General features: G+C 60.1%; 22 protein-coding genes, 1 tRNA gene and 1 pseudogene. 11 read left to right on the top strand and 13 right to left on the bottom strand.

Annotation, left to right across the window (positions count from 1 at the left end; translation table 11 throughout):
- Nucleotides 1–155: 155 nt before the first annotated feature.
- From ACXX83_RS26140 to panM, 8 genes and pseudogenes are all read right to left on the bottom strand, one after another.
- Nucleotides 156–1,694: a calcium-binding protein gene (locus ACXX83_RS26140; protein ID WP_458550231.1), complete on the bottom strand. Its 1,539-nt coding sequence runs from the start codon at nucleotides 1,692–1,694 to the stop codon at nucleotides 156–158.
- Nucleotides 1,668–3,209 (bottom strand): annotated as a pseudogene (locus tag ACXX83_RS26145) (nidogen-like domain-containing protein); the annotation flags it as partial. The gene ACXX83_RS26140 and the pseudogene ACXX83_RS26145, both read right to left, overlap by 27 nt.
- Nucleotides 3,210–3,296: 87 nt before the next feature.
- Nucleotides 3,297–5,459 (bottom strand): calcium-binding protein, encoded by a 2,163-nt coding sequence (locus tag ACXX83_RS26150; protein WP_458549993.1) that lies wholly within the window; start codon nucleotides 5,457–5,459, stop codon nucleotides 3,297–3,299.
- 306 nt (nucleotides 5,460–5,765) lie between these two features.
- Nucleotides 5,766–5,841: transfer RNA gene (locus ACXX83_RS26155), tRNA-Phe, on the bottom strand.
- Between the two features lie 103 nt (nucleotides 5,842–5,944).
- Entirely contained in the window at nucleotides 5,945–6,217 is a 273-nt protein-coding gene (locus tag ACXX83_RS26160; protein WP_007972770.1) for an oxidative damage protection protein, read from the bottom strand.
- A complete protein-coding gene (mutY, locus tag ACXX83_RS26165) occupies nucleotides 6,214–7,281 on the bottom strand; it encodes an A/G-specific adenine glycosylase (protein WP_458549994.1) in 1,068 nt (355 codons plus the stop codon). Before mutY ends, ACXX83_RS26160 begins: the two co-directional genes overlap by 4 nt.
- On the bottom strand, nucleotides 7,278–9,509 hold the full coding sequence (locus ACXX83_RS26170) for an AsmA family protein (RefSeq protein WP_458549995.1): 2,232 nt from the start codon (nucleotides 9,507–9,509) through the stop codon (nucleotides 7,278–7,280). Before ACXX83_RS26170 ends, mutY begins: the two co-directional genes overlap by 4 nt.
- A gap of 78 nt (nucleotides 9,510–9,587) precedes the next feature.
- Entirely contained in the window at nucleotides 9,588–9,992 is a 405-nt protein-coding gene (gene panM, locus ACXX83_RS26175) for an aspartate 1-decarboxylase autocleavage activator PanM (RefSeq protein WP_126048697.1), read from the bottom strand.
- Nucleotides 9,993–10,222: 230 nt separating this feature from the next.
- Between panM and ACXX83_RS26180 the strand changes: the two genes are divergently transcribed.
- The 7 genes from ACXX83_RS26180 (at nucleotide 10,223) to ACXX83_RS26210 (ending at nucleotide 16,054) form a co-directional block, all read left to right on the top strand.
- Nucleotides 10,223–11,887 (top strand): OFA family MFS transporter, encoded by a 1,665-nt coding sequence (locus tag ACXX83_RS26180; RefSeq protein WP_458549996.1) that lies wholly within the window; start codon nucleotides 10,223–10,225, stop codon nucleotides 11,885–11,887.
- A gap of 283 nt (nucleotides 11,888–12,170) precedes the next feature.
- Nucleotides 12,171–12,764, top strand: coding sequence for an imidazoleglycerol-phosphate dehydratase HisB (gene hisB, locus ACXX83_RS26185; protein ID WP_003186751.1), 594 nt, complete (start codon nucleotides 12,171–12,173; stop codon nucleotides 12,762–12,764).
- A complete protein-coding gene (gene hisH, locus ACXX83_RS26190; RefSeq protein ID WP_458549997.1) occupies nucleotides 12,764–13,402 on the top strand; it encodes an imidazole glycerol phosphate synthase subunit HisH in 639 nt (212 codons plus the stop codon). Before hisB ends, hisH begins: the two co-directional genes overlap by 1 nt.
- On the top strand, nucleotides 13,403–13,660 hold the full coding sequence (locus ACXX83_RS26195; protein ID WP_458549998.1) for a DUF2164 domain-containing protein: 258 nt from the start codon (nucleotides 13,403–13,405) through the stop codon (nucleotides 13,658–13,660). It begins immediately after the preceding gene.
- Nucleotides 13,661–13,702: 42 nt separating this feature from the next.
- Complete coding sequence (hisA, locus tag ACXX83_RS26200; protein ID WP_007972753.1) at nucleotides 13,703–14,440, top strand: 1-(5-phosphoribosyl)-5-[(5-phosphoribosylamino)methylideneamino]imidazole-4-carboxamide isomerase; 738 nt, start codon at nucleotides 13,703–13,705, stop codon at nucleotides 14,438–14,440.
- A gap of 9 nt (nucleotides 14,441–14,449) precedes the next feature.
- Nucleotides 14,450–15,220 carry an imidazole glycerol phosphate synthase subunit HisF gene (gene hisF / locus ACXX83_RS26205; RefSeq protein WP_007972752.1) on the top strand — a complete coding sequence of 257 codons (771 nt, stop codon included), beginning with the start codon at nucleotides 14,450–14,452 and terminating at the stop codon, nucleotides 15,218–15,220.
- Nucleotides 15,221–15,298: 78 nt separating this feature from the next.
- On the top strand, nucleotides 15,299–16,054 hold the full coding sequence (locus tag ACXX83_RS26210) for a substrate-binding periplasmic protein (RefSeq protein ID WP_217836924.1): 756 nt from the start codon (nucleotides 15,299–15,301) through the stop codon (nucleotides 16,052–16,054).
- 124 nt (nucleotides 16,055–16,178) lie between these two features.
- Here the strand turns inward: ACXX83_RS26210 and ACXX83_RS26215 are convergent, their stop codons facing one another.
- The 4 genes from ACXX83_RS26215 to gpmI form a co-directional block, all read right to left on the bottom strand.
- Nucleotides 16,179–16,955, bottom strand: a complete 777-nt coding sequence (locus ACXX83_RS26215) for a divergent polysaccharide deacetylase family protein (RefSeq protein ID WP_458549999.1) — start codon at nucleotides 16,953–16,955, stop codon at nucleotides 16,179–16,181.
- A gap of 2 nt (nucleotides 16,956–16,957) precedes the next feature.
- Nucleotides 16,958–18,274, bottom strand: coding sequence for a S41 family peptidase (locus tag ACXX83_RS26220; protein ID WP_458550000.1), 1,317 nt, complete (start codon nucleotides 18,272–18,274; stop codon nucleotides 16,958–16,960).
- A gap of 31 nt (nucleotides 18,275–18,305) precedes the next feature.
- The gene (locus ACXX83_RS26225; protein ID WP_458550001.1) at nucleotides 18,306–19,601 is read right to left on the bottom strand and encodes a murein hydrolase activator EnvC family protein; all 1,296 of its coding nucleotides are present in this window, start codon (nucleotides 19,599–19,601) and stop codon (nucleotides 18,306–18,308) included.
- 251 nt (nucleotides 19,602–19,852) lie between these two features.
- Nucleotides 19,853–21,382, bottom strand: a complete 1,530-nt coding sequence (gene gpmI / locus ACXX83_RS26230; protein ID WP_015093081.1) for a 2,3-bisphosphoglycerate-independent phosphoglycerate mutase — start codon at nucleotides 21,380–21,382, stop codon at nucleotides 19,853–19,855.
- Nucleotides 21,383–21,534: 152 nt separating this feature from the next.
- Here gpmI and ACXX83_RS26235 point away from each other — a divergent pair, with 152 nt between their 5' ends.
- The 3 genes from ACXX83_RS26235 to secB are packed head-to-tail and all read left to right on the top strand — an operon-like array spanning nucleotide 21,535 to nucleotide 22,746.
- The gene (locus ACXX83_RS26235; RefSeq protein ID WP_015093082.1) at nucleotides 21,535–21,948 is read left to right on the top strand and encodes a rhodanese-like domain-containing protein; all 414 of its coding nucleotides are present in this window, start codon (nucleotides 21,535–21,537) and stop codon (nucleotides 21,946–21,948) included.
- A 1-nt stretch (nucleotide 21,949) separates the two neighbouring features.
- Nucleotides 21,950–22,204 carry a glutaredoxin 3 gene (grxC, locus tag ACXX83_RS26240; protein WP_007972741.1) on the top strand — a complete coding sequence of 85 codons (255 nt, stop codon included), beginning with the start codon at nucleotides 21,950–21,952 and terminating at the stop codon, nucleotides 22,202–22,204.
- Between the two features lie 56 nt (nucleotides 22,205–22,260).
- Nucleotides 22,261–22,746: a protein-export chaperone SecB gene (secB, locus tag ACXX83_RS26245; RefSeq protein WP_015093084.1), complete on the top strand. Its 486-nt coding sequence runs from the start codon at nucleotides 22,261–22,263 to the stop codon at nucleotides 22,744–22,746.
- Between the two features lie 132 nt (nucleotides 22,747–22,878).
- Here secB and ACXX83_RS26250 read toward each other — a convergent pair whose 3' ends face one another.
- Nucleotides 22,879–23,334 (bottom strand): tRNA (cytidine(34)-2'-O)-methyltransferase, encoded by a 456-nt coding sequence (locus ACXX83_RS26250; RefSeq protein ID WP_015093085.1) that lies wholly within the window; start codon nucleotides 23,332–23,334, stop codon nucleotides 22,879–22,881.
- Here ACXX83_RS26250 and ACXX83_RS26255 point away from each other — a divergent pair.
- Nucleotides 23,333–23,773: a hypothetical protein gene (locus tag ACXX83_RS26255; protein WP_458550002.1), complete on the top strand. Its 441-nt coding sequence runs from the start codon at nucleotides 23,333–23,335 to the stop codon at nucleotides 23,771–23,773. The genes ACXX83_RS26250 and ACXX83_RS26255 overlap by 2 nt on opposite strands.
- The last annotated feature ends 244 nt before the right edge of the window (nucleotides 23,774–24,017 follow it).

The raw sequence follows: 24,017 nt of genomic DNA on the forward strand, positions 1-24,017 counted from the left end.
ATTTGCCATTGCGCTTGCCCGGTCGTCGCCTCGCACGGGAGGTGTGCCGGGTTTCAGGGAGGGAGCAGAATTGGGCCAGATGGCTTTGGTCCGACCCTGCAGCCGCGAGAAAAACAAAAGGCTGCCCGAGGCAGCCTTTTGTCATGTCAGTACGATCAGGCAATCAGGTCGGCAGTTTGCAAGTTGCTCACACCCAGCAACTGAATTTCGAACTCCGCGGCGGTGTCGGCGTCGGTGCTGCCATAAAGAATGCCGCCGGCGAACCGTACCTGCGCCGTGGCATTGCTGCTGAACGCGCTGGAGCCGATGAAGCTGAATGCATCGTTGGCCGCCGTCGCCACGTTGGCGTCCAGGGTCGACAGGTCGATCTTGTCGCCTTCGCTGGTCTTGAAGTCACCAATGACATCGCGCAGGGCGGCGCCCAGGCCCATTTCACTCAAGGCATTGAAGTCGAACTTGTCGGCCCCGGTGCCACCATAAAGCTTGTCCAGGCCCGCTCCGCCGATCAACAGGTCGTTGCCGGCTCCACCGGTGAGCGTGTCGTTGCCGGCGCCGCCAGTGAGGGTGTTGGCAAGCGCATTGCCGGTGAGCTTGTCGTGATAGGCGCTGCCCGTGAGGTTTTCGAAGTTCAACAGGGTGTCGGAACCGGAACCACCGGTGGCTTGCGCAGTGGTCAGCGCCAGGTTGGCCGTGACCGCCGCCGTGGCGTAGGCATAGGACGCGGTATCGATGCCGGCGCCACCATTGAGGACGTTGTTGCCGGCTCCGGCATCGATGACGTTGTTGAGGCTGTTACCGGTGCCGTTGGCAGCGCCGGTCGACAGCAGGCGCAGGTTCTCGACATTGTCAGTCAGGGTGTAGGCACTGATGAGGCTGTAAACGGTATCGATGCCACCGGTGCTCGCAACAGCATTGGTTTCACTGACGATATCGCCGGCATTGTCGACGTAGTAGAGGTCGGCGCCATCGCCGCCGATCATGCGGTCGGCACCGGCGGCGCCGTTGAGTTGGTCGCTGCCCAGGCCGCCGTTGAGTGTGTTGGCAAGCGCGTTACCGGTCAGCTTGTCGTGATAGTTGCTGCCCGTGAGGTTTTCGAAGTTCAACAGGGTGTCTGAACCGGAACCACCGGTGGCTTGCGCAGTGGTCAGCCCCAGGTTGGCTGTGACCGCCGCCGTGGCGTAGGCATAGGACGCGGTATCGATGCCGGCGCCACCATTGAGGACGTTGTTGCCGGCCCCGGCGTCGATGACGTTGTTGAGGCTGTTACCGGTGCCGTTGGCAACGCCGGTCGCCAGCAGGCGCAGGTTCTCGACATTGTCAGTCAGGGTGTAGGCACTGATGGAGCTATAAACGGTATCGATGCCACCGGTGGCGGTGACAGCATTGGTTTCACTGACGATATCGCCCGCATTGTCGACGTAGTAGAGATCGGAGCCATCGCCGCCGATCATGCGGTCGGCACCGGCGGCGCCATTGAGTTGGTCGCCGCCCAGGCCGCCGCTGAGCGTGTTGGCGGCCGCGTTACCGGTCAGCTTGTCGTGATAGTTGCTGCCCGTGAGGTTTTCGAAGTTCAGCAGGGTGTCGGAGCCGGAACCACCAGTGGCTTGCGCGGTAGTCAGCCCAAGGTTGGCCGTTACCGCCGCCGTGGCATAGGCATAGGACGCGGTATCGATACCGGCGCCGCCATTGAGGATGTTGTTGCCGGCTCCGGCGTCGATGACGTTGTTGAGACTGTTCCCGGTGCCGTTGGCAGCGCTGGTCGACAGCAGGCGCAGGTTCTCGATATTGTTACCCAGGGTGTAGGTACCGAGGTAGCTATAAACGGAATCAGTACCACCCGTGCTGGCGACTGCATTGGTCTCGCTGACGATATCGCCGACATTGTCGACGTAATAGACGTCAGAACCATCGCCGCCAGTCATCTGGTCGGCACCACTGCCGCCATCGAGGGAGTCGTTGCCGCCACCGCCATTGAGGGTGTCGTTGTCTGCGCCGCCGTAAAGGATATTGGCCAAGGCATTGCCGGTTAGTGTGTCGGAATCATCGGTACCGATGACACCCTCGATAGACACGAAAGTATCGTAGCCTTGGGACGTATATTGCGAGCCGGTGTTGGACAGGTCGACGCTGACGCCATAGTTGGAATAGGCATACGAAACAAAGTCGGTGCCCGCCGCACCATTGAATACATTGTTGAATGAGTTGCCGACAAAGGTGTTGTTCAGTGCGTTACCTGTGCCGTTGATACTGCTGTTGCCAGTCAGAATCAGGTTCTCCAGGTTGTCACCGAGCGTATAGCTGATTTCTGACTGAACAACGTCGATACCCTGGTTGGCCAGTTCCACAAGCGTATCCAGCGCATCCACGATATAGGTGTCGTCTCCCAGTCCGCCCAAGAGCCTGTCGCTGCCCGCTGCGCCGTAGAGCACGTCATTTCCGGCATAACCATTGATGACGTCATTGCCCGCTGAGCCATAGAGAGAGTCATTCCCGGCAGTGCCTTGCATGTTGTCATTGCCGGATGTGCCGCTGACGATGCTGAACTTGTAATAACCGGCTACCCCTGTGTTACCTGGAGTGGTTTCCAGCCCGAGAATGGCGGATTCATTTCCCGATTGCGGCAGTTCATACCAGGAGGAGCCGTCGCCAGTCGAGTAACCGGCACGGGCAACGGTTCCTCCCAGGCCATCGGTGCCGCCACTGGCGCTACCGGTCGTCCAGTTGACGGTTTCATATCTGAAGATGACATCGAAGTTGCCGTTGCCCTTTCCAACAAGCTGGAGTTGGAAGGCATTGAGCTTATCTACCTTGCTGTTGTAGTAACCGACGTCATCCCAGGTAACGGTCAGCGTGCCATTGCCTGCGGAATTGAAGTCGTAATAAACCAGGTTGCTGCCAGTCGATGTACCGCCCGGCGTGGCACTGACCGTTCCACCACGTGTATCGACGTCGGCAAAAAAGGGAGCAATCATCGGCCTGCTGGAATCTTGCATGCCGTAGGGGGTATAGGTGGAAAGACCGCCGCCAAATGTGATGTTTCCGTTGTTGTTGACGGAAATGTCGGTGTAGTTGGTGCCGAAGAAGTTGAGTCCGGCCGCCCCGAAAACAGTGCTGATATCAATGTAGGAGGTGTAGCTGTCATCGTTTCGAGTCAGCTGGTTCTCCCCGAAACCCGCCGCACCACCAAGTCCGTTTATCAAGCTAGCCATATCAACACCCCTGTCATTTGTTTATAACTTACTTGTCAGTTTTTTTCGGGACTACCATGAAACATCGGATATGCAATGTCCGGCCGATCAGGCAATCAGGTCGGTAACTTTCAGTGTGTTCACCCCCAGCAACTGAATTTCGAACTCAGCGGCAGTGTCGGCGTCGGTGCTGCCGTAGAGAATGCCGCCGGCGAACCGTACCTGCCCTGCGGCATTGCTGCTGAACGCACTGGAACCGATGAAGCTGAACGCATCGTTGGCCGCTGTCGCCAGGTTGGCGTCCAGGGTCGACAGGTCGATCTTGTCGCCTTCGCTGGTCTTGAAGTCACCAATGACATCGCGCAGGGCGGCGCCCAGGCCCATTTCACTCAAGGCATTGAAGTCGAACTTGTCGGCCCCGGTGCCACCATAAAGCTTGTCCAGGCCCGTGCCGCCGATCAACAGGTCGTTGCCAGCTCCACCGGTGAGCGTGTCGTTGCCGGCGCCGCCAGTGAGGGTGTTGGCAAGCGCATTGCCGGTGAGCTTGTCGTGATAGGCGCTGCCCGTGAGGTTTTCGAAGTTCAACAGGGTGTCGGAACCGGAACCACCGGTGGCTTGTGCAGTGGTCAGCGCCAGGTTGGCCGTCACCGCCGCCGTGGCATAGGCATAGGACAAGGAATCGATACCGGCGCCACCATCGAGGATGTTGTTGCCGACCCCGGCGTCGATGATGTTGTTGAGGCTGTTACCGGTGCCGCTGGCAGCGCCGGTCGACAGCAAGCGCAGGTTCTCGACATTGTTTCCCAGGGTGTAGGCACCGAGGAAGCTATAGATGCTATCGGTGCCGCCGATGCTGGCCGTGGCATTGGTTTCGCTGACGATATCGCCGGCATTGTCGACGTAGTAGAGGTCGGAGCCGTCGCCGCCGGTCAGGCGGTCGGCACCGGCTGCACCATTGAGCGAGTCATTGCCTGCTCCGCCGTTCAGATGGTCGTTGGCACGGCCACCTGTAAGCGTGTCGTTGCCCGCGCCGCCGTCGATGATCACGCTGCCGGCGCCGGTCCAGGTCAGGGTGTTGGCCAAGGCATCGCCTGTCAGGCTGGAAACCTTGTTGCCGTTCGCGTCAAAGCGCTGGGTATAAACATCAACTTGCCCATTCACCACAGAGGACTCCCAGGCAACCACATAGCCGCCATCGGCCAATGTCGTTACCTGGGAGAACAATTGATTGCCGGTGGTCGTGGTATTGATGCGGGTTTCGGTACCCACCTTGACGCCACTGGCATTGAAGAGTTGGCAGAAGATGCCATTTGCATCACCGATGCCTTGGCCTGCCCAAGTCACCAGATAACCGCCATTCATCATGGCGGTGACGTTGGGTTCTTCCTGATTGCCTGTAATGGTGGTGTTCACCCGGGTTTCTGCGCCCACCTTTACGCCGGCGGCATTGAAAAGCTGCGCGTAGATGTCGCCTGGGGCATCGGTTTCGTCGTCGCCATCACCATCGTCGGGAGCCGATTGCCAGGTGACGACGTAGTTACCGCTACTCAGAACCTTCACAACCGGGTCTGTCTGATCGTCGGCAATCCTGGTATTGATGCGAATTTCTGCGCCGGATTTACTGCCGTCGGCCTTGAACCGCTGGCCGAAGATGCCGGCGGTATCGTCTTTTCCGTTCCCCTCCCAAACCACCATCATGCCGCCATCGGCAAGGCCGGTGACGGTAGGGCCATCCTGGTCGTACTGAGTGGTGGTAGAGACGCGTGTTTCCACACCGACCTTCGCCCCGCTGGCGTTATAGCGCTGCAGGTAACCGCCCCAGCCACTGCCGTCCTGACCGTACGAAGCCCAGGACACCACAAAACCGCCGTCTTTAAGCGCGGTGATCTCTGCGCTGTCCTGTATGCCGATTCTGGTTGTGTTGACGATGAACTCACTTCCAACCTTGGCGCCATTGGCGTTGTAGACCTGGGCGGCGATGTCCGACATATCGTCGAATCTATCCGATTGCCAGGCGACCACGTAGCCGCCGTTGGCCAATGCGGTAATGGTGGGATCTTCCTGTGCGCTGTTGGTAACGGTGTTGACGAGGGCTGGCCCGCCGACCTTCACGCCACTGGCGTTATAGCGCTGGGTGTAGATGTAATCGGTGGTGCTTGTTCCCTGATCGCTCCACGCCACGATGTAACCACCATCTTTCAGGGCCGTGAGGGAGGGCTCGGAATGATAGCCAGTCGTAGGGTTGACGCGGATTTCGCCCAGGGTTGGCATTGCAAATTCCTTTTATGCAAAGAGGAAGCGGAAGTGCCTGGCAGTCTACAGGGCAAAACGATAGCGTCAAACTGCCATCAGTCAGGTAATCAAATCGGTAGCTGAGTCGGCGTCAGTGGATGCGACTTGGGCGAGCTCTCGGCGATAGCTTCAAGAGTTTCGAAAGCCATTTGTTTTTGAAAGGAGGGGGGAATGGCTGGAATGATGGGTCATGGGAAAGTGTTAAGGGCCTGGTTCGGCGGTCATCAAATCGCAGGCAATAAAAAACCCCAAGGAATCATCTTCGCTTGGGGTTTTTCGGTATTTTGGTGCCCAGAGACGGAATCGAACCGCCGACACGGGGATTTTCAATCCCCTGCTCTACCGACTGAGCTATCTGGGCAACGGGGCGCATTAAACGGGTTTTTCAGGGGGTCGTCAAGCAAGTTTTCAAAAAAATTTTAATTATTACCGTCGCTTACGTTCCGACCCCCAATAAATCGGGGTTATTCCGACGGCGGCACGTAGCCTTCGGCCTTGGCGTAATCCTCGCCGGAGAAGTACTTGTCCATCTCGCCCTGAAGATATTTGCGATCTTCGGCGTTCATCATGTTCAGGCGTTTTTCGTTGATCAGCAGGGTCTGGTGTTTTTGCCAGTCGGCCCAGGCCTTGGCCGAGACGTGGTCAAAAATGTCCTGGCCTTTGGCGCCCGGGAAGGGAGCGCGCTCCAGGCCTGGCAATTCTTCTTTGTACTTGCGGCACATGATGGTGCGGGTCATGACGACTCTCCTGCGTTCAATACGGCGGCCGCGCGTTCGAGCAAGGTTTTGACCGGGGCGGCAAGGCCCAGGCGCGGCGGGGTGGCGAGGTTATACCAGAGCCAGTCGGCCTCGGCCACGTGATGGCCGGTCTCCTGGACCTGAACCAGCCAGGGTTCGATGGATAACTGAAAATGGCTGAAGGTGTGCACCAGGCTCGGCAATGCCTGTTGGGTGCCCAGTTCCAGCGAGTGCTGCGCGGCCAGGTGTGACAGGTCGTCGAGGTCGTCGAGCTCCGGCAGGCTCCACAAGCCGCCCCAGAGGCCCGTAGAGGGGCGACGGTAAAGCAGGATGGCGCCTTCGGCGTTGGCCAGCATCGGCATCAGCGTGCGCTTCTGCGGGATGGCCTTGCGCGGCTTGGGGATCGGGTAACGGGTTTCCAGGCCAAGCATGTGCGCTTCGCAGCCTTTTTCCAGCGGGCACAGCAGGCAGCTCGGTTTGCTGCGGGTGCAGAGCGTGGCACCGAGGTCCATCATCGCCTGGGTGTAGGCGTTGACCCGGTCGTGAGGCGTAAAGCGCTCAGCGTTGGCCCAGAGCTGTCTGGCGACCTTCGGCTCGCCCGGGTAGCCCTCTTGCGCGGTAAAGCGCGCCAGGACGCGTTTGACGTTGCCATCGAGGATCGGCGCGCGCAGGCCCATGCTGATGCTGGCAATGGCGCCGGCGGTGGACAGGCCGATCCCCGGCAGATCGGTGAGTTTTTCAACGTCTCGGGGAAATTCGCCGCCGTACTGCTCGACGACGATTTTCGCGGTCTTCTGCAAATTGCGCGCGCGGGTGTAGTAACCCAGGCCGGTCCACAGGTGCAGCACTTCGTCTTCCGGTGCCGCCGCCAGGGCTTGGACCGTTGGCAACGAGGCCATGAAGCGGTCGAAGTAGTTCAGCACGGTGCTGACCTGGGTCTGCTGCAGCATGATTTCCGAGACCCAAACCCGATACGGGTTGATGTCCTGCTGCCAGGGCAAATCGTGACGGCCGTGGCGGTCGAACCAGTCCAGCACCGCCGTTGAAAACTGCTCGGCTCTCATCGCTTGAACAGTTCCTTGAGCGCGTCTTTCAGTTTAGGGTCGACTTTGTCGCCCCATTTTTCGTCGATTTTTTCGCTGATCCTCTCGCCAGCCAACTTGGTCGCGACCTGGCTCATGCGGTCGTTATCCAAACGGCAGGCCTTGGCGCCCAGCTCCAGCGGGCCACGGCAGCGCAGTGGCCACTCGATGCCGACAAACTTGTCGCCGACCTGACAGGCCGGGTCCGGCATGGCGCTGGTATCGCCTTCGACGATGATGCCGACTCGGTAGTCCATGCCCAGCACTCGCAGATCGATGTCACCGTCACCCTTGACGGTCATGCCCGGGATGCGCACTTTCAGGTCCGGGTTGCTGGCTACGCCGTTGCGCAAGGTCAGGTTGCCCTTGAGCTCCTGGAACGGAGTGTCCTTGCCGCGTGGCTCGCCGCTGAGGGTTTTGCGGTTGAGCGTAGCGATGCCTTTGCACAGCTGTTGCTCAAGGTTGGCGTTGAGCAGCACGCCATTGTTGATGACGAAGCTGGCGTTGCCGTTGAGGGTTTCGATCAACGCCTTCTGGCTGTTGCCGTTGCCGGTCAGGTTGCTGTTGAGCGTGACCAGGCCCTTGACCGGTGGATTCTTGCCTTGGCTTTCGAGGATTTTTTCCGCCGGTACCCGGCTGATCTTCGTCTGCAGATTCAGCGCCGGCACTGGCTGGCGCACATCGAGCGTGCCGGTGGTTTCGAAGTTGCCCTCGTACAGGTCGCCGCGCAGGTTGGCCAGCGTCAGCAGGCCGCCCTGGCCGGTGGCCTTGAGCGCAGCGTTATGGATCGGCAGTTTCTGCAGGGTCAACTGGCCGAAGGTCAGGTCGGCGTCCACATCGAGCTTGCTCAAGCGTTCCACTGGCAACAGGCGCTCGCTGCTCCACGCGTCCTTGGTCGGCGCGGGTGGCAACGGCGTGCTGCCGGCGCCGGCCATGGCATCGGCTTCGGTGCTGGCGACTTCGGCCTGACGCACTTGTGTCGCGCTATTGGCCTCGGCGGATTTCGGCGGCAGGTAACGGTCGACGTTGAAGGTATCGGCCTTGAGCACGGCGCGCAGCGATTGTTTGGCGAAGTCTTCGACGGCAATGCGGCCGCTGAAGGTGCTGTCGTCGACTTTCAGGTTGAGGTCGTCAAGCGCCAGGCTGGTCGGCGTCGCGGCCAATCGGCTGACCAGCTCGACTTTGCTCAGGCTGCCTTCGGCCATGGCCGGGAGTTTCTGGCCGATGCTGTCGACGAATTTCGCCAGGTCGAACTGGGCAATCGAGATGCCGCCGCTGACCTGTGGGGTCTTGTCCAGATCGTTGACCTTCAGTTCACCCAGTGCCCGCAACTGGTTGGCAGAGACCTTGATGCCGGTCCACTCGGCAACGTTGGCGGCCCTGTCCAGCACCAACTGGCCCTGGGCGGAGAACGTCACGGCCTTGCCTTGCAAGGGGTCGCCGGTCACTTCCCCCGTCAGCTTCATATCCTCGAACTGATAGCGCTGCAGTGCACGTGCGATGCGCAGCTCACCGTTGAGTTCGGTACGCACCCGCAGTGCAGGCTGGTTGGCTGACAGGAAAGCCGTGAGCTTGAGCGGAATGTTGACGGAGTCATGGACCGCGCCGGTGCTCAACTGAATGCTTTCGGCGCTGAAGCTCTTGCCGGTTCTTTCGTCGGTGTATTCGACCCGTGCGTTGTTCACGGTCAGGCTGTCGATGTCCAGGCGGATCGGCTGGGGCGGTTTTTCCGCCGCGGCGCTGGTTTCGGGCGCAGGTTCGGTAGTGGCTGGCGGGGTGCCGGTCGCGTCGGTGCCGGCCGTTGCAGGCAGCTTGCCGATGTCCTCCCAGTTGCCATGACCCTGCTTGTCGCGGTTCAGGCGCAGGTTCAGGCCTTCGACGCGCACGTCGCTCATCTGCACTTCACGGCGCAGCAGCGGTAGTACGCGCACCGACAGGCCGAGCATCTGCAAGTCGGCGTACGGTTCAGTCGGTTTGACCATGGTCGCGACACTGGCGTCGTGCAACTCCAGGCCCAGCCACGGGAACAGGCTCCAGCCGATATCGCCATTGAGCGTCAGCTCGATGTGGGCTTTGTCGCGGGCAATCTGGCGAATCTCGTCTTTGTAGTCGTTGGGATCGAAGAGGTGGGTCAGGGCAAAGCCCAGCGCCACAATGATCAGCAACAGCCCGAGAAGTACCAGACCCAGGATTTTGCCGAACGCTTTCATGGGCGAGTCCTTGTAATTAGTCGAATTCAAAATTTAGCCGGGGAGTATAGCGCCCCGGAACGGACGACCGTTCGGCGATCACTCCGGCAGCACATCCAGCGGCAGTTTCAGCTTGGCGGCCAGCGCCTGCGCTTCCAGGTGCCCGGCAGGCGCCAGCAGGCGTAGCGTCATGCCCGATTGAGCGGCCATTTTTTGCGCTTCGGCCACCAGTCGCTCGGCAACACCACGGCGACGGGTAATTTTTCGCACACATATTTGTGACAAATGCCAGGCGTCTTGGTGCCTTTGCAAGCGGGCCGCGCCCAGCAGGCGATCGTTGAAGCGTCCGGCGATCAGTGTGCCGTCGCGTAAACACTCCTCGATCAACTGCGCTTCGCCGGAAAACGGGGCGAACAACCAGTCTGGAGCGTCGCGGTAGATCTTCTGCAGATCCTGCCGATCCTGGGACGTGGCTTGGTTCAGCGGCTCGACAATGATCGGCATGGTGATTCCTGTGGGGTCATGAAGCGATGGAGGTCAGACGACGTACCAAAGGTGATGTCAGTTTGGTTTTTCTGTCACTGGCAGATGGTACCCTTTGCCCGTTCGTCCGTCCTTCTGCGACCTGTTGTCGCACAACAAGGCGCTCCACCAAAAAACGGTCATGTCTGCGTGCATAAAGGCCGGGAGTTAACTGTGGCTGGCGAACCCTACTGATAATTGGGGGATACACAATGACCACGAGCATCACGGCGGACGGCTTCGGCGCCGACCAGCCTGCGTTCCTGTCCAAGGAGCGGATCATCGCCAGGCCCGGTTTCAACCGTTGGCTGGTGCCACCGGCCGCGCTGGCCATCCACTTGTGCATCGGCATGGCCTACGGTTTTTCGGTGTTCTGGTTGCCGCTGTCCAAGGCGCTGGGCATCACGGCGCCAGTGGCCTGCGCGCCAGACATGAGTTTTATCGCACAAGTCTTTTCATCCCAGTGTGACTGGCCGATCTCGATGCTCGGCTGGATCTACACCCTGTTCTTCATCTTCCTGGGTTGCTCGGCCGCCATCTGGGGTGGCTGGCTGGAACATGCCGGGCCACGCAAGGCAGGGGTTGTATCGGCTCTGTGCTGGTGCGGCGGTCTGCTGATTTCGGCGCTGGGCGTGTATACCCACCAGATCTGGCTGATGTGGATCGGCTCCGGGGTCATTGGTGGTATCGGCCTGGGCCTGGGTTACATTTCACCGGTCTCGACGCTGATCAAGTGGTTCCCGGACAAGCGCGGCATGGCCACCGGCATGGCGATCATGGGCTTCGGCGGTGGTGCGATGGTCGGTGCTCCGCTGGCGGCAGCGCTGATGGGGCATTTCGCTTCGCCAACCAGCGTCGGCGTGTGGCAGAGCTTCCTGGTCATGGCCGCGATCTACTTCGTGTTCATGATCGGTGGCGCGCTGTCCTACCGCGTTCCGCCAACCGGCTGGAAGCCTGAAGGCTGGACCGCCCCGGCGAAAAAAGCCTCCAACGCGATGATTACTCATCGTCATGTTCACGTGAATGTGGCCTGGAAGACGCCGCAGTTCCGTCTGGTGTGGCTGGTGCTGTGCCTGAACGTATCGGCCGGTATCGGTATCCTCGGCATGGCGTCGCCGCTGTTGCAGGAAGTGTTCGGTGGCAAGTTGTTGGGCAATGACCTGGCGTTCGGCCAACTCGACGCTTCGCAACTGGCTTCGATCGCCGCCATCGCGGCCGGTTTCACCGGTTTGCTGAGCCTGTTCAACATCGGCGGGCGTTTCTTCTGGGCTTCGTTCTCGGATTACCTGGGTCGCAAAAACACCTACTTCGTGTTCTTCGCCTTGGGCTTTGCCCTGTACGGACTGATTCCGAACCTGGGTCATCTGGGCAGCATCGCGCTATTCGTGGCGGCGTTCTGCGTCATCCTGTCGATGTACGGCGGTGGTTTCGCGACTGTTCCTGCGTATCTGGCGGACCTGTTCGGTACGCAAATGGTCGGTGCGATTCACGGTCGTCTGCTGACGGCGTGGGCGGCTGCCGGCGTGCTCGGTCCAGTGTTGGTGAACTACCTGCGTGAATATCAGCTGAGCATAGGCGTTGAGCGTGCAGCAGCGTACGACATCACGCTGTACATCCTCGCCGGCCTGCTGGTGCTGGGTTTCCTGTGCAACCTGCTGGTGCGCCCGGTGGCGGACAAGTACTTCATGACCGACGCCGAACTGGCCGCCGAACAGGCGCTGGGCCATGACAAAGGGGCTGACAGCAGCACCGTGCTGGAGTGGAAAGCCGCGCCTGGGACCAAACCGCTGGCGGTGGCGGCGTGGCTGGTGGTGGTGATTCCGTTGGCGTGGGGTGTGTGGGTGACCTTGCAGAAGACGGCAGTGCTCTTTCACTAAGGGACTGGCCTGAGAGCTCTCAGGCCGACACCCAGCCTGTGGGAGCGAGCCTGCTCGCGAAGAGGGAGTGTCAGTCGACATAAGTGTTGGCTGAGCCACCGCTTTCGCGAGCAGGCTCGCTCCCACAGTTGTTTTGTGGTGCGCCAAATAGCTTGTATGGACATGTCTATCGCCGACACCTCCGGATTCACTCCGTCAGTGATATCACCTCGCGTGTTTCTGTTTGGCGCCCGCACGCCTATAATGGCTGCCTTTTTCGCCCAATGATTTTGCGGAGCTGGTGATGGCCGAACGTAAGGCGTCTGTCGAGCGCGACACTCTGGAAACCCAGATCAAAGCCTCGATCAACCTCGATGGCACCGGAAAGGCCCGATTCGATATCGGTGTACCTTTTCTTGAGCACATGCTGGACCAGATCGCCCGTCACGGGCTGATCGACCTGGATATTGTCAGCAAGGGCGACCTGCATATCGATGACCACCACACCGTGGAAGACGTCGGTATCACCCTCGGCCAGGCCTTCACCAAAGCCATCGGCGACAAGAAAGGCATCCGTCGCTACGGTCACGCCTACGTGCCGCTCGATGAAGCGCTGTCGCGCGTGGTGATCGATTTCTCCGGCCGTCCAGGCCTGCAGATGCATGTTCCCTACACCCGTGCCACCGTCGGTGGCTTCGATGTTGACCTGTTCCAGGAATTCTTCCAGGGCTTCGTCAACCACGCCAACGTCACCTTGCACATCGACAATCTGCGTGGGCACAACACCCACCACCAGATCGAAACCGTGTTCAAGGCTTTCGGTCGCGCCCTGCGCATGGCCGTCGAGCTCGATGACCGCATGGCCGGGCAAATGCCTTCGACCAAGGGCGTCCTGTAATGCAGACAGTCGCGGTTATCGATTACGGCATGGGCAACCTGCACTCGGTGGCCAAGGCCCTCGAGCACGTCGGTGCCGGCAAGGTGCTGATCACCAGCGAAGCCACCGTGATTCGCGAAGCCGACCGGGTGGTTTTCCCCGGCGTTGGCGCCATTCGCGATTGCATGGCGGAGATACGTCGCCTCGGCTTCGATTCGCTGGTGCGTGAAGTCAGCCAGGATCGACCGTTCCTTGGCATCTGCGTGGGCATGCAAGCCTTGCTCGACACCAGCGAAGAGAACGACGGCGTCGACTGCATCGGCCTGTTCCCGGGCCAGGTGAAGTTCTTCGGCAAGGATCTGGTCGAGGACGGCGAACACCTGAAAGTCCCGCACATGGGCTGGAACGAAGTGAAGCAGAAGGTCAGTCACCCGCTGTGGCATGACATTCCGGACCTGGCGCGTTTCTACTTCGTGCACAGCTACTACATCGCTGCCGCCAACGCGCGGCAGGTGGTGGGTGGCGGGCACTACGGTGTCGATTTCGCCGCGGCGCTGGCCGAAGGCTCGCGTTTCGCCGTGCAGTTCCACCCGGAGAAAAGCCATACCCATGGCCTGCAGTTGCTGCAGAACTTCGCTGCGTGGGACGGTCGCTGGTAAATGGCCGTCAAGAAGAAGCTGCCGATCCTGACCCTCACTCCCGAGCAGGAGAGCGAGGCCAATCGCAAGATCAAGCGTTTCATGGAAGACCGCTTCGAACTCGACCTCGGCTCGTTCGAGGCGGCGGAGATTCTTGAGCTGTTTACCCGTGAAATTGCTCCGCACTATTACAACAGGGCGATTTTCGATGTGCAGGCGCACCTCAAGGAGAGGTTCGAAAGCATCGAAAGCGACCTGTGGGCGCTCGAGAAAAACTGATTTCCGAGCCAAGCTGAACATTCAAATTTGAAGGTTTGCCAGATGCTGATTATTCCCGCTATCGATCTTAAAGACGGTGCCTGTGTTCGTCTGCGCCAGGGCCGCATGGAAGATTCCACAGTGTTCTCCGATGACCCGGTGAGCATGGCTGCCAAGTGGGTGGAGGGCGGTTGCCGCCGTCTGCATCTGGTCGACCTGAACGGCGCCTTCGAAGGCCAGCCGGTCAACGGCGAAGTGGTCACCGCCATCGCCAAGCGCTACCCGAACCTGCCGATCCAGATCGGTGGCGGTATCCGCTCCCTGGAAACCATCGAGCACTACGTGAAAGCGGGCGTCAGCTACGTGATCATCGGCACCAAGGCCGTGAAAGATCCGGCCTTCGTTGCCGAAGCCTGCCGCGCATTCCCGGGCAAGGTGATTGTCGGCCTGGACGCCAAAGACGGCTTCGTCGCCACCGACGGCTGGGCTGAAATCAGCACCATTCAGGTGATCGACCTGGCCAAGCAATTCGAAGCCGACGGCGTTTCCGCGATCGTTTATACCGACATCGCCAAAGACGGCATGATGCAGGGCTGCAACGTTCCGTTCACCGCGGCACTGGCTGCTGCAACGAAGATCCCGGTGATCGCTTCCGGCGGTATCCACAACCTGGGCGACATCAAGACCCTGCTCGACGCCAAGGCGCCGGGCATCATCGGCGCCATTACCGGCCGTGCGATTTACGAAGGCACCCTCGATGTCGCCGAAGCGCAAGCTTTCTGCGATTCGTACAAAGGCTGAGGACTGATCATGGCGCTGGCCAAACGCATCATCCCTTGCCTGGACGTGGACAACGGCCGGGTGGTCAAGGGTGTGAAATTCGAAAATATCCGCGACGCCGGCGACCCGGTGGAAATCGCCCGTCGTTATGACGAGCAGGGCGCCGACGAGATTACCTTTCTCGACATCACTGCCAGCGTCGATGGCCGCGACACCACGCTGCACACCGTCGAGCGCATGGCCAGCCAGGTGTTCATCCCGCTGACCGTGGGCGGTGGCGTGCGCACCGTGCAGGACATCCGCAACCTGCTCAATGCCGGCGCGGACAAGGTTTCGATCAACACCGCAGCGGTGTTCAACCCTGAGTTCGTCGGCGAAGCCGCGCAGCATTTCGGTTCGCAATGCATCGTGGTCGCGATCGACGCGAAGAAGGTTTCGGGACCTGGCGAAACTCCGCGCTGGGAAATCTTCACCCATGGCGGTCGCAAGCCAACCGGTCTCGACGCTGTCGAATGGGCAAAGAAAATGGAAGGCCTGGGCGCCGGTGAGATTCTGCTTACCAGCATGGACCAGGACGGCATGAAAAACGGTTTCGACCTGGGCGTCACCCGCGCCATCAGCGATGCGCTGGGCATTCCGGTGATCGCTTCCGGTGGCGTCGGCAACCTGCAACACCTGGCCGATGGCATTATCGAAGGTCACGCCAGCGCGGTTCTGGCGGCGAGTATTTTCCACTTCGGCGAATACACCGTGCAGGAAGCCAAGGCTTATATGGCCCATCGCGGGATTGTGATGCGCTGAACAAACCAGTGCAGGCCAGTGGACATCATGGCGTGCCCAAGGCACTCTTGGGTACGCCATGGATTTCGGTAGCCAGACATGCTTAAACGCTTTCTTCTCGTCCTTGCCAGCGCTTCTCTGTTGTTCATCGGCGGAGCACACGCAAAAGACAGTCCCGATGCCGACATGGTGTTGCTGACTGAAAACTTCCCGCCCTACAACATGGCGAAGAATGGCAAGAACTTCGCTCAGGACGAGAACATCGATGGCATCGCCACCGATATCGTCCGCGAGATTTTCAAGCGCGCCAACATTACCTACAGCCTGACGCTGCGTTTCCCTTGGGAGCGAATCTACAAACTCACCCTGGAAAAACCCGGCTATGGCGTGTTCGTCATGGCGCGGTTGCCGGATCGCGAGAAGCTGTTCAAATGGGTCGGTCCAATCGGCCCAGACGACTGGATCATGCTGGCCAAGGCAGACAGCAAGATCACCCTCGAAACCTTGAATGATGCGCGCAAGTACAAGATCGGCGCCTACAAGGGCGACGCGATTGCCGAGACGCTGGCCAAGCAGGGGCTCAATCCTATTGTTGTACTGCGCGATCAGGACAACGCGAAAAAACTGGTCAACGGGCAGATCGACCTGTGGGCCACCGGTGACCCGGCCGGGCGCTATCTGGCGCGTCAGGAAGGGGTAAACGGGTTGAAAACCGTACTGCGTTTCAACAGTGCCGAACTGTACCTGGCACTGAACAAGGACGTGCCGGACGAGACGGTGGCCAAGCTCCAGGCGGCGCTGGATCAGATGCGCAAGGAAGGCAAGGTCGACGAGATCATGGCGCGGTACCTCTAACACCCAGTGCTTAAATGTGGGAGCGGGCTTGCTCGCGAAGGCGGTTTGTCAGACACCATTAATGTCGACTGACACGACGCCTTCGCGAGCAAGCCCGCTCCCACATGGGTTCTGCGGCGTAGCTCTAGCGGTACACCCCATCCTTCCCATGTGCCGCGGTGGCCCGATTACCGCGCACGCTGATCATCTGCCTGATATCAATCCACTCAATTCCTTGAGCCTTCAGCTTCGGCAACTCCCGCTCCAGCACCGCGAGTGTCTGTGGATAAGGATGCCCGATCATCACCGCCGAACCCTGCTTGTGCGCAAGGCTGATCGCTGTCTGCAACTGGCTGAAGATCGCTGCTTCGGTTCGTTCATCGTCGAGAAACACATCCCGCGAAACGCTGGCCAGGCCGATTTTCTGCGCTTCGGCCGCGGCTACGGTCTGGGCGCTGGTGCGGCTGTCGACGAAGAATTTGTGCCGTTGTTGCAAATCTGCCATCAACCAAGCCATGGCCGCGGGTTGTGCGGTCATGCGGCTGCCCATGTGATTGTTGATGCCGCTGGTGTAGGGAACCATTTTGAACGCGGCGCTCAGGCGCTTTTCCAGCTCATCGACAGGCAGTTCGGGATGCCAGGCGAACGGTCCGGTGGCCGGATCCATGGGCATGTGCAGAATGACGATCTTGCCCGCGCGATGGGCTTCGCGGGCGAATTCGGTGGCGTGAGGCGTGTCGGGCATGATTGCCGTGGTCACCGGGCCGGGCAGGGCCAGCACGCGGCGATCCCGGGGCAGGTTCTGCCCCAGGTCATCGATGATCAGGGTCAGGTAGGCTTTTTGCGGGGTGGTCGGGGTGGGTGTTGCGTGAACAACACCCGCCAGACAGCAAAGCAGGCCGAGAATGTACCGCAGGCGCATCCTCAACGGCCGGACGTGATGCTCAGCCCTTTGAGCAGGCTCAGGGCCTGGGCCAGCTGGTAATCATCGTCCTGTGGCATCGGCTTGGCCTTGCTGGAGCCGGTCGGTTTGTCCGCACCGCCGTTGCCGTTGCCCAGGTGACCCTGCAAGTCGGCTTCCTTGAAGTAGTCGTTGTCCTGCTCGCTGGTGATCTTGGCCTTGCGCACTTCGATGTCCGGGACGATGCCCTGGGCCTGGATGGAACGGCCATTCGGCGTGTAGTACAGCGCCGTGGTGATCTTCAATGCACGATCATTGTTCAGCGGCAGCACGGTTTGCACCGAGCCCTTGCCGAAACTGGTGGTGCCCATCACCACGGCGCGTTTCTGGTCCTGCAGGGCGCCGGCGACAATTTCCGAAGCCGAGGCGCTGCCGCCGTTGATCAGCACGACCATTGGCACGGCTTCGCTTTCGTCCTTGCCGGTGGCAGAGAAGCGCAGCTCGGAGTTGGCGATGCGGCCCTTGGTGTAGACGATCAGGCCCTTGGTGATGAAGTGGTCGACCACTTCCACCGCCGCCTGCAACACACCGCCCGGGTTGTTGCGCAGGTCGAGGATGATGCCGTTGAGCTTCTTGCCGTTCTCCTTGCGCAGCTTGGCCAGCGCCTTGGAAACCTCTTCACCGGTCTTGACCTGGAACTGGGTGATGCGGATGTAGCCGTAGCCCGATTCCAGCAGCTGGCTCTTCACGCTCTTGACCTGGATGACGGCGCGGGACAGGGTCACGTCGAACGGCGTGCCGCCGTCGCGCACCAGGGTCAGGGTGATTTTCTGGCCGATCTTGCCGCGCATCTTGTCGACGGCTTCGGTCATGCTCTGGCCACGGGTGGGTTGGCCGTTGATCTTGACGATGAAGTCGCCGGCCTGAATGCCGGCCTTGGAAGCCGGGGTGTCATCAATCGGCGACACCACTTTGATGAAGCCGTCTTCGGCGCCGACTTCAATGCCCAGGCCACCGAATTCACCGCTGGTGCTTTCCTGCAACTCGGCGAAATCTTCAGGGCCGAGGTAAGCCGAATGCGGGTCGAGGTTGCTGAGCATGCCCTTGATGGCGTTTTCCAGCAGGGTCTTGTCGTCCACCGGTTCGACATAAGCGGCCTTGATCCGGTCCATCACCTCGGCAAAGGTGCGCAACTCATCCAGCGGCAGTGGCGCCTTGGTGGTCGCAGCAGTGCCCGCAGGCGCAATCGCCGGGGCCGGTTGAGCGGCAAACGCCAGAGGCGCGCCGATCACCAGGGCGATCGTCAGGGCCAGCGAGGTAAGGCGGGACAAATGCAGCATGTCTAACAAACTCCTGAATTAGGTAACGCGCTTATCCTTGCGCGCGGCACCATTGCGCCGGATCACTCGGGTGACCCTGCTGACGAATAGCAAAATACAGCGCTGGCGTATCCTGCCCGCCACTGTTGCCGACAGTGGAGATGGACTCACCGGCTTTAACCACATCACCCGCAGACTTGAGCAGCGTCTGGTTGTGACCATAAAGACTCAAAAAACCGTTGCCGTGGTCGAGGATCACCAGCAACCCGGCGCCTCGCAGCCAGTCGGCAAACACTACGCGACCACCATGCACCGCATGCACGGTACTGCCGGCAGACGCGCCGATCATCACGCCATCCCACTTGGTCCGGGCATCGTCGCCACGGCTTTCACCGTAGCGCGCCAGCAGTCGACCATCGACAGGCCACGGAAGTTTGCCGCGGGTTGACGCAAACGGACCACCAAAGGTCTCGCCGGAACTGGAAACCAGTGCGCCAGGTATCGATCTGACTGGTTTGCGTGGGGCGTCGTCGCTGGCATCTGCCTGCGCCTGGGCCTCACGTAAACGCTTTTTTTCGGCTTCCTGCTGGGCAATCAGCGCTTTTTGTCGCGCTTCTTCTGCCTCACGGGCCTGGCGGGCCAAGGTTTCTTCAATGGTTTTAAGGACTTTAGACAGGTCTGCCTGATCCTGCTCGCGCGCCGCCAGTTTCTGATCGCGAGCCTTTACGTCGTCATTGAGCTTGGCCAGGACTTGCTGGCGCTCCTTGCGGACTTTCTCGAGTTCGTCACGCTGGGTGTCGAGGCTGCTTTGCTGCACCAGCAGTTGCGCCTGCTGCATGGCGATGTCTTTCTCGACATTGGACAGTTGGCGCAGGGTTTCGTTGAAACTCTTCAGCTGCTCCAGGCGAGCCTGGCTCAGGTAGTCGTAATAGGTGAGGGTACGGGCGAATCTTTCCGGATTCTGCTGGTTGAGCAGCAGCTTGAGGTATTCCTGGCGACCGTTCTGGTAGGCCGCCCGGGCCTGAATGGCAATCAGTCGTTGCTGTTCAATGCGCGCGCTCTGGAGTTTTTTTTTCTCCGCATCGAGTCGCTGCAGCTCGGCTTCGCTTTTCTTCAGCTCTTTTTGCAGGGCTTCGACCTGCTTCTCGAGCTTGCCCATTTCGGTTTCGGTGCCCTTGAGCTCTTTCTGCACGCCGGACTTTTCTTCCTGCAGCTTGCCCAGCAGCTTCTTCAGCTCGGCAATGTCCTGACGCGTGGCGTCCAACTGTTGTTGGGTGTCTGCGCGCTCGTCAGCAAAGGCCGGTTGGAGCAGGCAAGTCAGAGCTAGGGCTATCAGGACGCGAAGCATAGGGGCGGGCGGTACCAGGGAAAGGGACGGCCTAGTATGCCCGCCATGGGCGGCAAAAAAAATGCCCATTTCTGACTGTGTGATGACTGGAGCAAGCGACAGACTGAATTCCATTTCAAAAACTCCAAAAACCACTGTGGGAGCGAGCTTGCTCGCGATGGCGTCCGATCATTCAACATAGATGTTGGCTGTCAGATTGCTATCGCGAGCAAGCTCGCTCCCACAGATTTTGTGGCGTTTTGGAAATCCGATCAGACCAGAATCGAAGTCCCGGTCATTTCCGCCGGTTGTTCAAGGCCCAACAGCTTCAGCATGGTCGGCGCCACGTCCGCCAGCACGCCGCCTTCACGAACCTTCAGGTCGCGCTTGCCGACATAGATGAACGGCACCGGCTCGGTGGTGTGTGCCGTGTGCGCCTGGCCGGTGGTTTCGTCGGACATTTGCTCGACGTTGCCATGGTCAGCCGTGATCAAGGCTTCGCCGCCGACTTTTTCCAGGGCGTCGACGATGCGGCCCACGCACAGGTCAAGGCATTCAACAGCCTTGACCGCCGCTTCGAACACGCCGCTGTGGCCGACCATGTCGCCGTTGGCGTAGTTGACCACGATCACGTCGTAACGCTGGTTTTCGATGGCGTCGACGATGCGGTCGGTAACTTCCGGTGCGCTCATTTCCGGCTGCAAGTCATAGGTAGCGACTTTCGGCGACGGAATCAGGATGCGTTCTTCGCCCGGGAACGGTTCTTCGCGACCGCCGGAGAAGAAGAAGGTCACGTGGGCGTATTTTTCTGTTTCGGCGATGCGCAGCTGGGTCTTGCCATTTTTTGCCAGGTAATCGCCCAGCACGTTCTCCAGGCTGCCGGCGGCGAAGGCCGACGGGGCAGGAATGCTGGCGGCGTATTGGGTCAGCATGACGAAACCGGCCAGTTTCGGCTGGCGGGCACGCTCGAACTCACTGAAGTTGTCTTCGACGAACACGCGAGTCAATTCGCGGGCGCGGTCGGCGCGGAAGTTCATGAACACCACGGCGTCGCCGTCCTCGACCTTTACCGGCTCACCAATGGAGGTGGCTTTGACGAATTCGTCGCTCTCGCCGCGCTCGTAGGCTGCTTGCAGGCCTTCCTGGGCGGTGGCGGCGTTGAATTCGCCCTGGCCATCGACAATCAGGTTGTAGGCCTGGGAGACACGGTCCCAACGGTTGTCGCGGTCCATGGCGTAGTAACGGCCGATCAGGCTGGCGATCCGGCCTTTGCCCAGGGCCTGGAAAGTGGCGTCGAGCAGTTCAATCGAGGATTGCGCACTTTTTGGCGGCGTGTCACGGCCGTCGAGGAAGGCGTGCAAGTAGATGTTTTGAGCGCCGCGCTTGAAGGCCAGTTCGGCCATGGCGACCAGGTGATCCTGGTGGCTATGCACGCCGCCATCGGACAGCAGGCCCATGAAATGCACGGCTTTGCCGGCGGCGACGGCTTTGTCCACGGCGGCGCAGATGGTCGGGTTCTCGAAGAACTCGCCGTCGCGGATCGATTTGGTGACGCGAGTGAAGTCCTGGTACACCACGCGACCGGCGCCGAGGTTCATGTGACCGACTTCGGAGTTGCCCATCTGGCCATCCGGAAGACCGACGTCCATGCCGCTGCCCGAGATCAGGCCGTTCGGCACAGTGGCCCACAGGCGATCCAGTACAGGCTTTTTCGCCGCGAAAATGGCGTTGGATTCGGGGTTGTCGCTGTGACCGAAGCCGTCGAGAATCATCAGGACCAAAGGTTTAGGCGTGGTAGTCATGGAATTCGCTCTGGCTCAAGTAAAAAGGGGCGATGGAAAAGGGAGTCGCAGTTTAAAGCGAAGTTCCGGCCGCGTCACCGCCGGACGGGGTTTGGCCCACCATAGTGGCTGTGTATACTGGCCGACATTTTAACGCCCTGGAACCTCCTTCGATGGTTGCTAACCTGATTCAATTTGCCACTAACCACTACATTCTCGTCGGTATCTTCGTCGTACTGCTGGCGTTGCTGATTGCCTATCAAATGCAGGGCGGCGGCCGTAGCCTGAGCACTGGCGAACTGACCGGCCTGGTCAACAAGGACGCCGGCGTGGTGATCGACATTCGTCCAACCAAGGATTTCGCCGCCGGTCACATTGTCGGCGCGCTGAACATTCCCCAGGACAAACTGATCGCCCGCGTTGGCGAGCTGGAAAAGCACAAGGCCAAGACCATCATCCTGGTCGATGCCATGGGCCAGACCGCCGGCACTCATGCTCGTGAATTGATGAAATCCGGCTTCACCGCCGCCAAGCTGTCCGGCGGTATTTCCAGCTGGAAAGCCGACAATCTGCCGCTGGTGAAGTGATATGAGCAACGTCGTCGTCTATTCCAGCGATTACTGCCCTTACTGCTCGCGAGCCAAGTACCTGCTCGAGAACAAAGGCGTGGCCTTCGAAGAGATCAAGGTCGATGGCAAGCCGCAGGTGCGCGCTGCGATGGCCCAGAAGGCCGGACGTACGTCCGTGCCGCAAATCTGGATCGGCAGCACCCACGTGGGCGGTTGTGATGATTTGTTCGCCCTTGAGCGCGCCGGCAAGCTCGACGCGCTGCTCAGGGCCTGACACCAGTACCCCAAACAAGCAAACCTAAAAGAACCCTGGATCAAGAAGGATCTGCGATGACTGACCAACAGAACACTGCTGCGAACGAAGAAGAAACTGCACCGCAATTCTCTTTGCAGCGCATTTATGTGCGTGACCTGTCCTTCGAAGCTCCGAAAAGCCCGGCGATCTTCCGCCAGCAGTGGGAGCCGAGCGTCGCCCTGGATCTGAACACCCGTCAAAAGGCACTGGAATCGGACTTCCACGAAGTCGTGCTGACCCTGTCGGTTACCGTGAAAAACGGTGACGAAGTGGCGTTCATCGCTGAAGTGCAACAGGCCGGTATCTTCCTGATCAAGAACCTGGACGATGCTTCGATGAGCCACACCCTGGGTGCGTTCTGCCCGAACATCCTGTTCCCGTACGCTCGCGAAACCCTGGACAGCCTGGTGACCCGTGGTTCGTTCCCGGCACTGATGCTGGCTCCGGTGAACTTCGATGCGCTGTATGCGCAAGAACTGCAACGCATGCAGGCTGCCGGCGAGACGCCGACTGTTCAGTAAGCATTTCTGAGCGTCGAAGCAAGTCCAATGTGGGAGCGGGCTTGCTCGCGAAAGCGGTTTTTCAGTCAACATTCATGTTGAAGTTGATGACCCTTTCGCGAGCAAGCCCGCTCCCACATTTGCTATGCGGTGTTATTTGAAGTCGTTCTGGCGCCAGGCTTCGTAAACCGCGACGGCCACCGTATTCGACAGGTTCAGGCTGCGGCAGCCCTCGCGCATCGGCAGGCGCAGGCGTTGCTCAGGGGGCAGGGCGTCCAGCACCTCGGCGGGCAAGCCCCGGCTTTCCGGGCCGAACAGGAACGCATCGCCTGGGGCGAAGCTGGCATCGTGGAATGGCCGCGAGCCCTTGGTGGTGAAGGCGAACAGGCGTGGATGACCGAGGCTTTCCAGGCAGCTGGCGAGGTCGGCGTGACGTTGCAAGGTGGCATACTCGTGGTAGTCGAGGCCGGCGCGGCGCAGGCGCTTGTCGTCCATCTCGAAGCCCAGCGGCTCGATCAAATGCAGGTGGCAGCCACTGTTGGCGCACAGCCTGATAACGTTGCCGGTATTCGGCGGAATTTCTGGTTGGAAAAGGATGACGTGAAACATGCACGGCTCCGAAGGTAAAGATGACGCGCATTCTACGCCGCAAGCAGACGTGCGTTCGAAACTATTCCTGCGGGTGATGGGCTCGCTGGCGATTGTCGGGATGATGATCGGCCTGATGATCGGTCGCCTGACCACGCCAGACCCGAGTCAGTTGCAGCAGGTTGAGGTGACGGGCGACGGGCTGGTGGTGTGGTTCAACAACGAACCCAAGGTCCATGGCGAAATCGTCGACGGCAGTGTCGCGCTGCTGTTTGGCGCCGAGGGCCAGGCGCAGAAAGGCCAACTCAAGCTTGGCGGCAAGGATGTGAACTGGCGGGTAAGTTTGAGTGATGGAGGGTTGCTGCTGACGCTGGTGGCGGCCCGACCCCTGCAGGGCGAGTGGGCCGGTAGCGAGGTCGATGACCGCTGGCGGCTGGAGATCCATCTCCGGGAGCAATAAAAGAGGGAATCCCCGGCCTGCCTGTACCAAGGTTCCCGAAACGGGAGGCTCGTCGCGAGTGCGGTGTGAGCCTGGTGTAAAGAAGGAACCCCTGACCTGCCTGTATCAAGGGCCCCAAAACGGCTGGGCTCGTCGCGGCTGCGGTGTGAGCCCGGTGTAAAGAGGGGAATCCCCGGCCTGCCTGTACCAAGGTCCCCGAAACCGGGTCGGTGATCTGAATCACTTGAAAGGGTTATTGCAGGGG

This window comes from Pseudomonas sp. GNP012 (assembly GCF_054343835.1).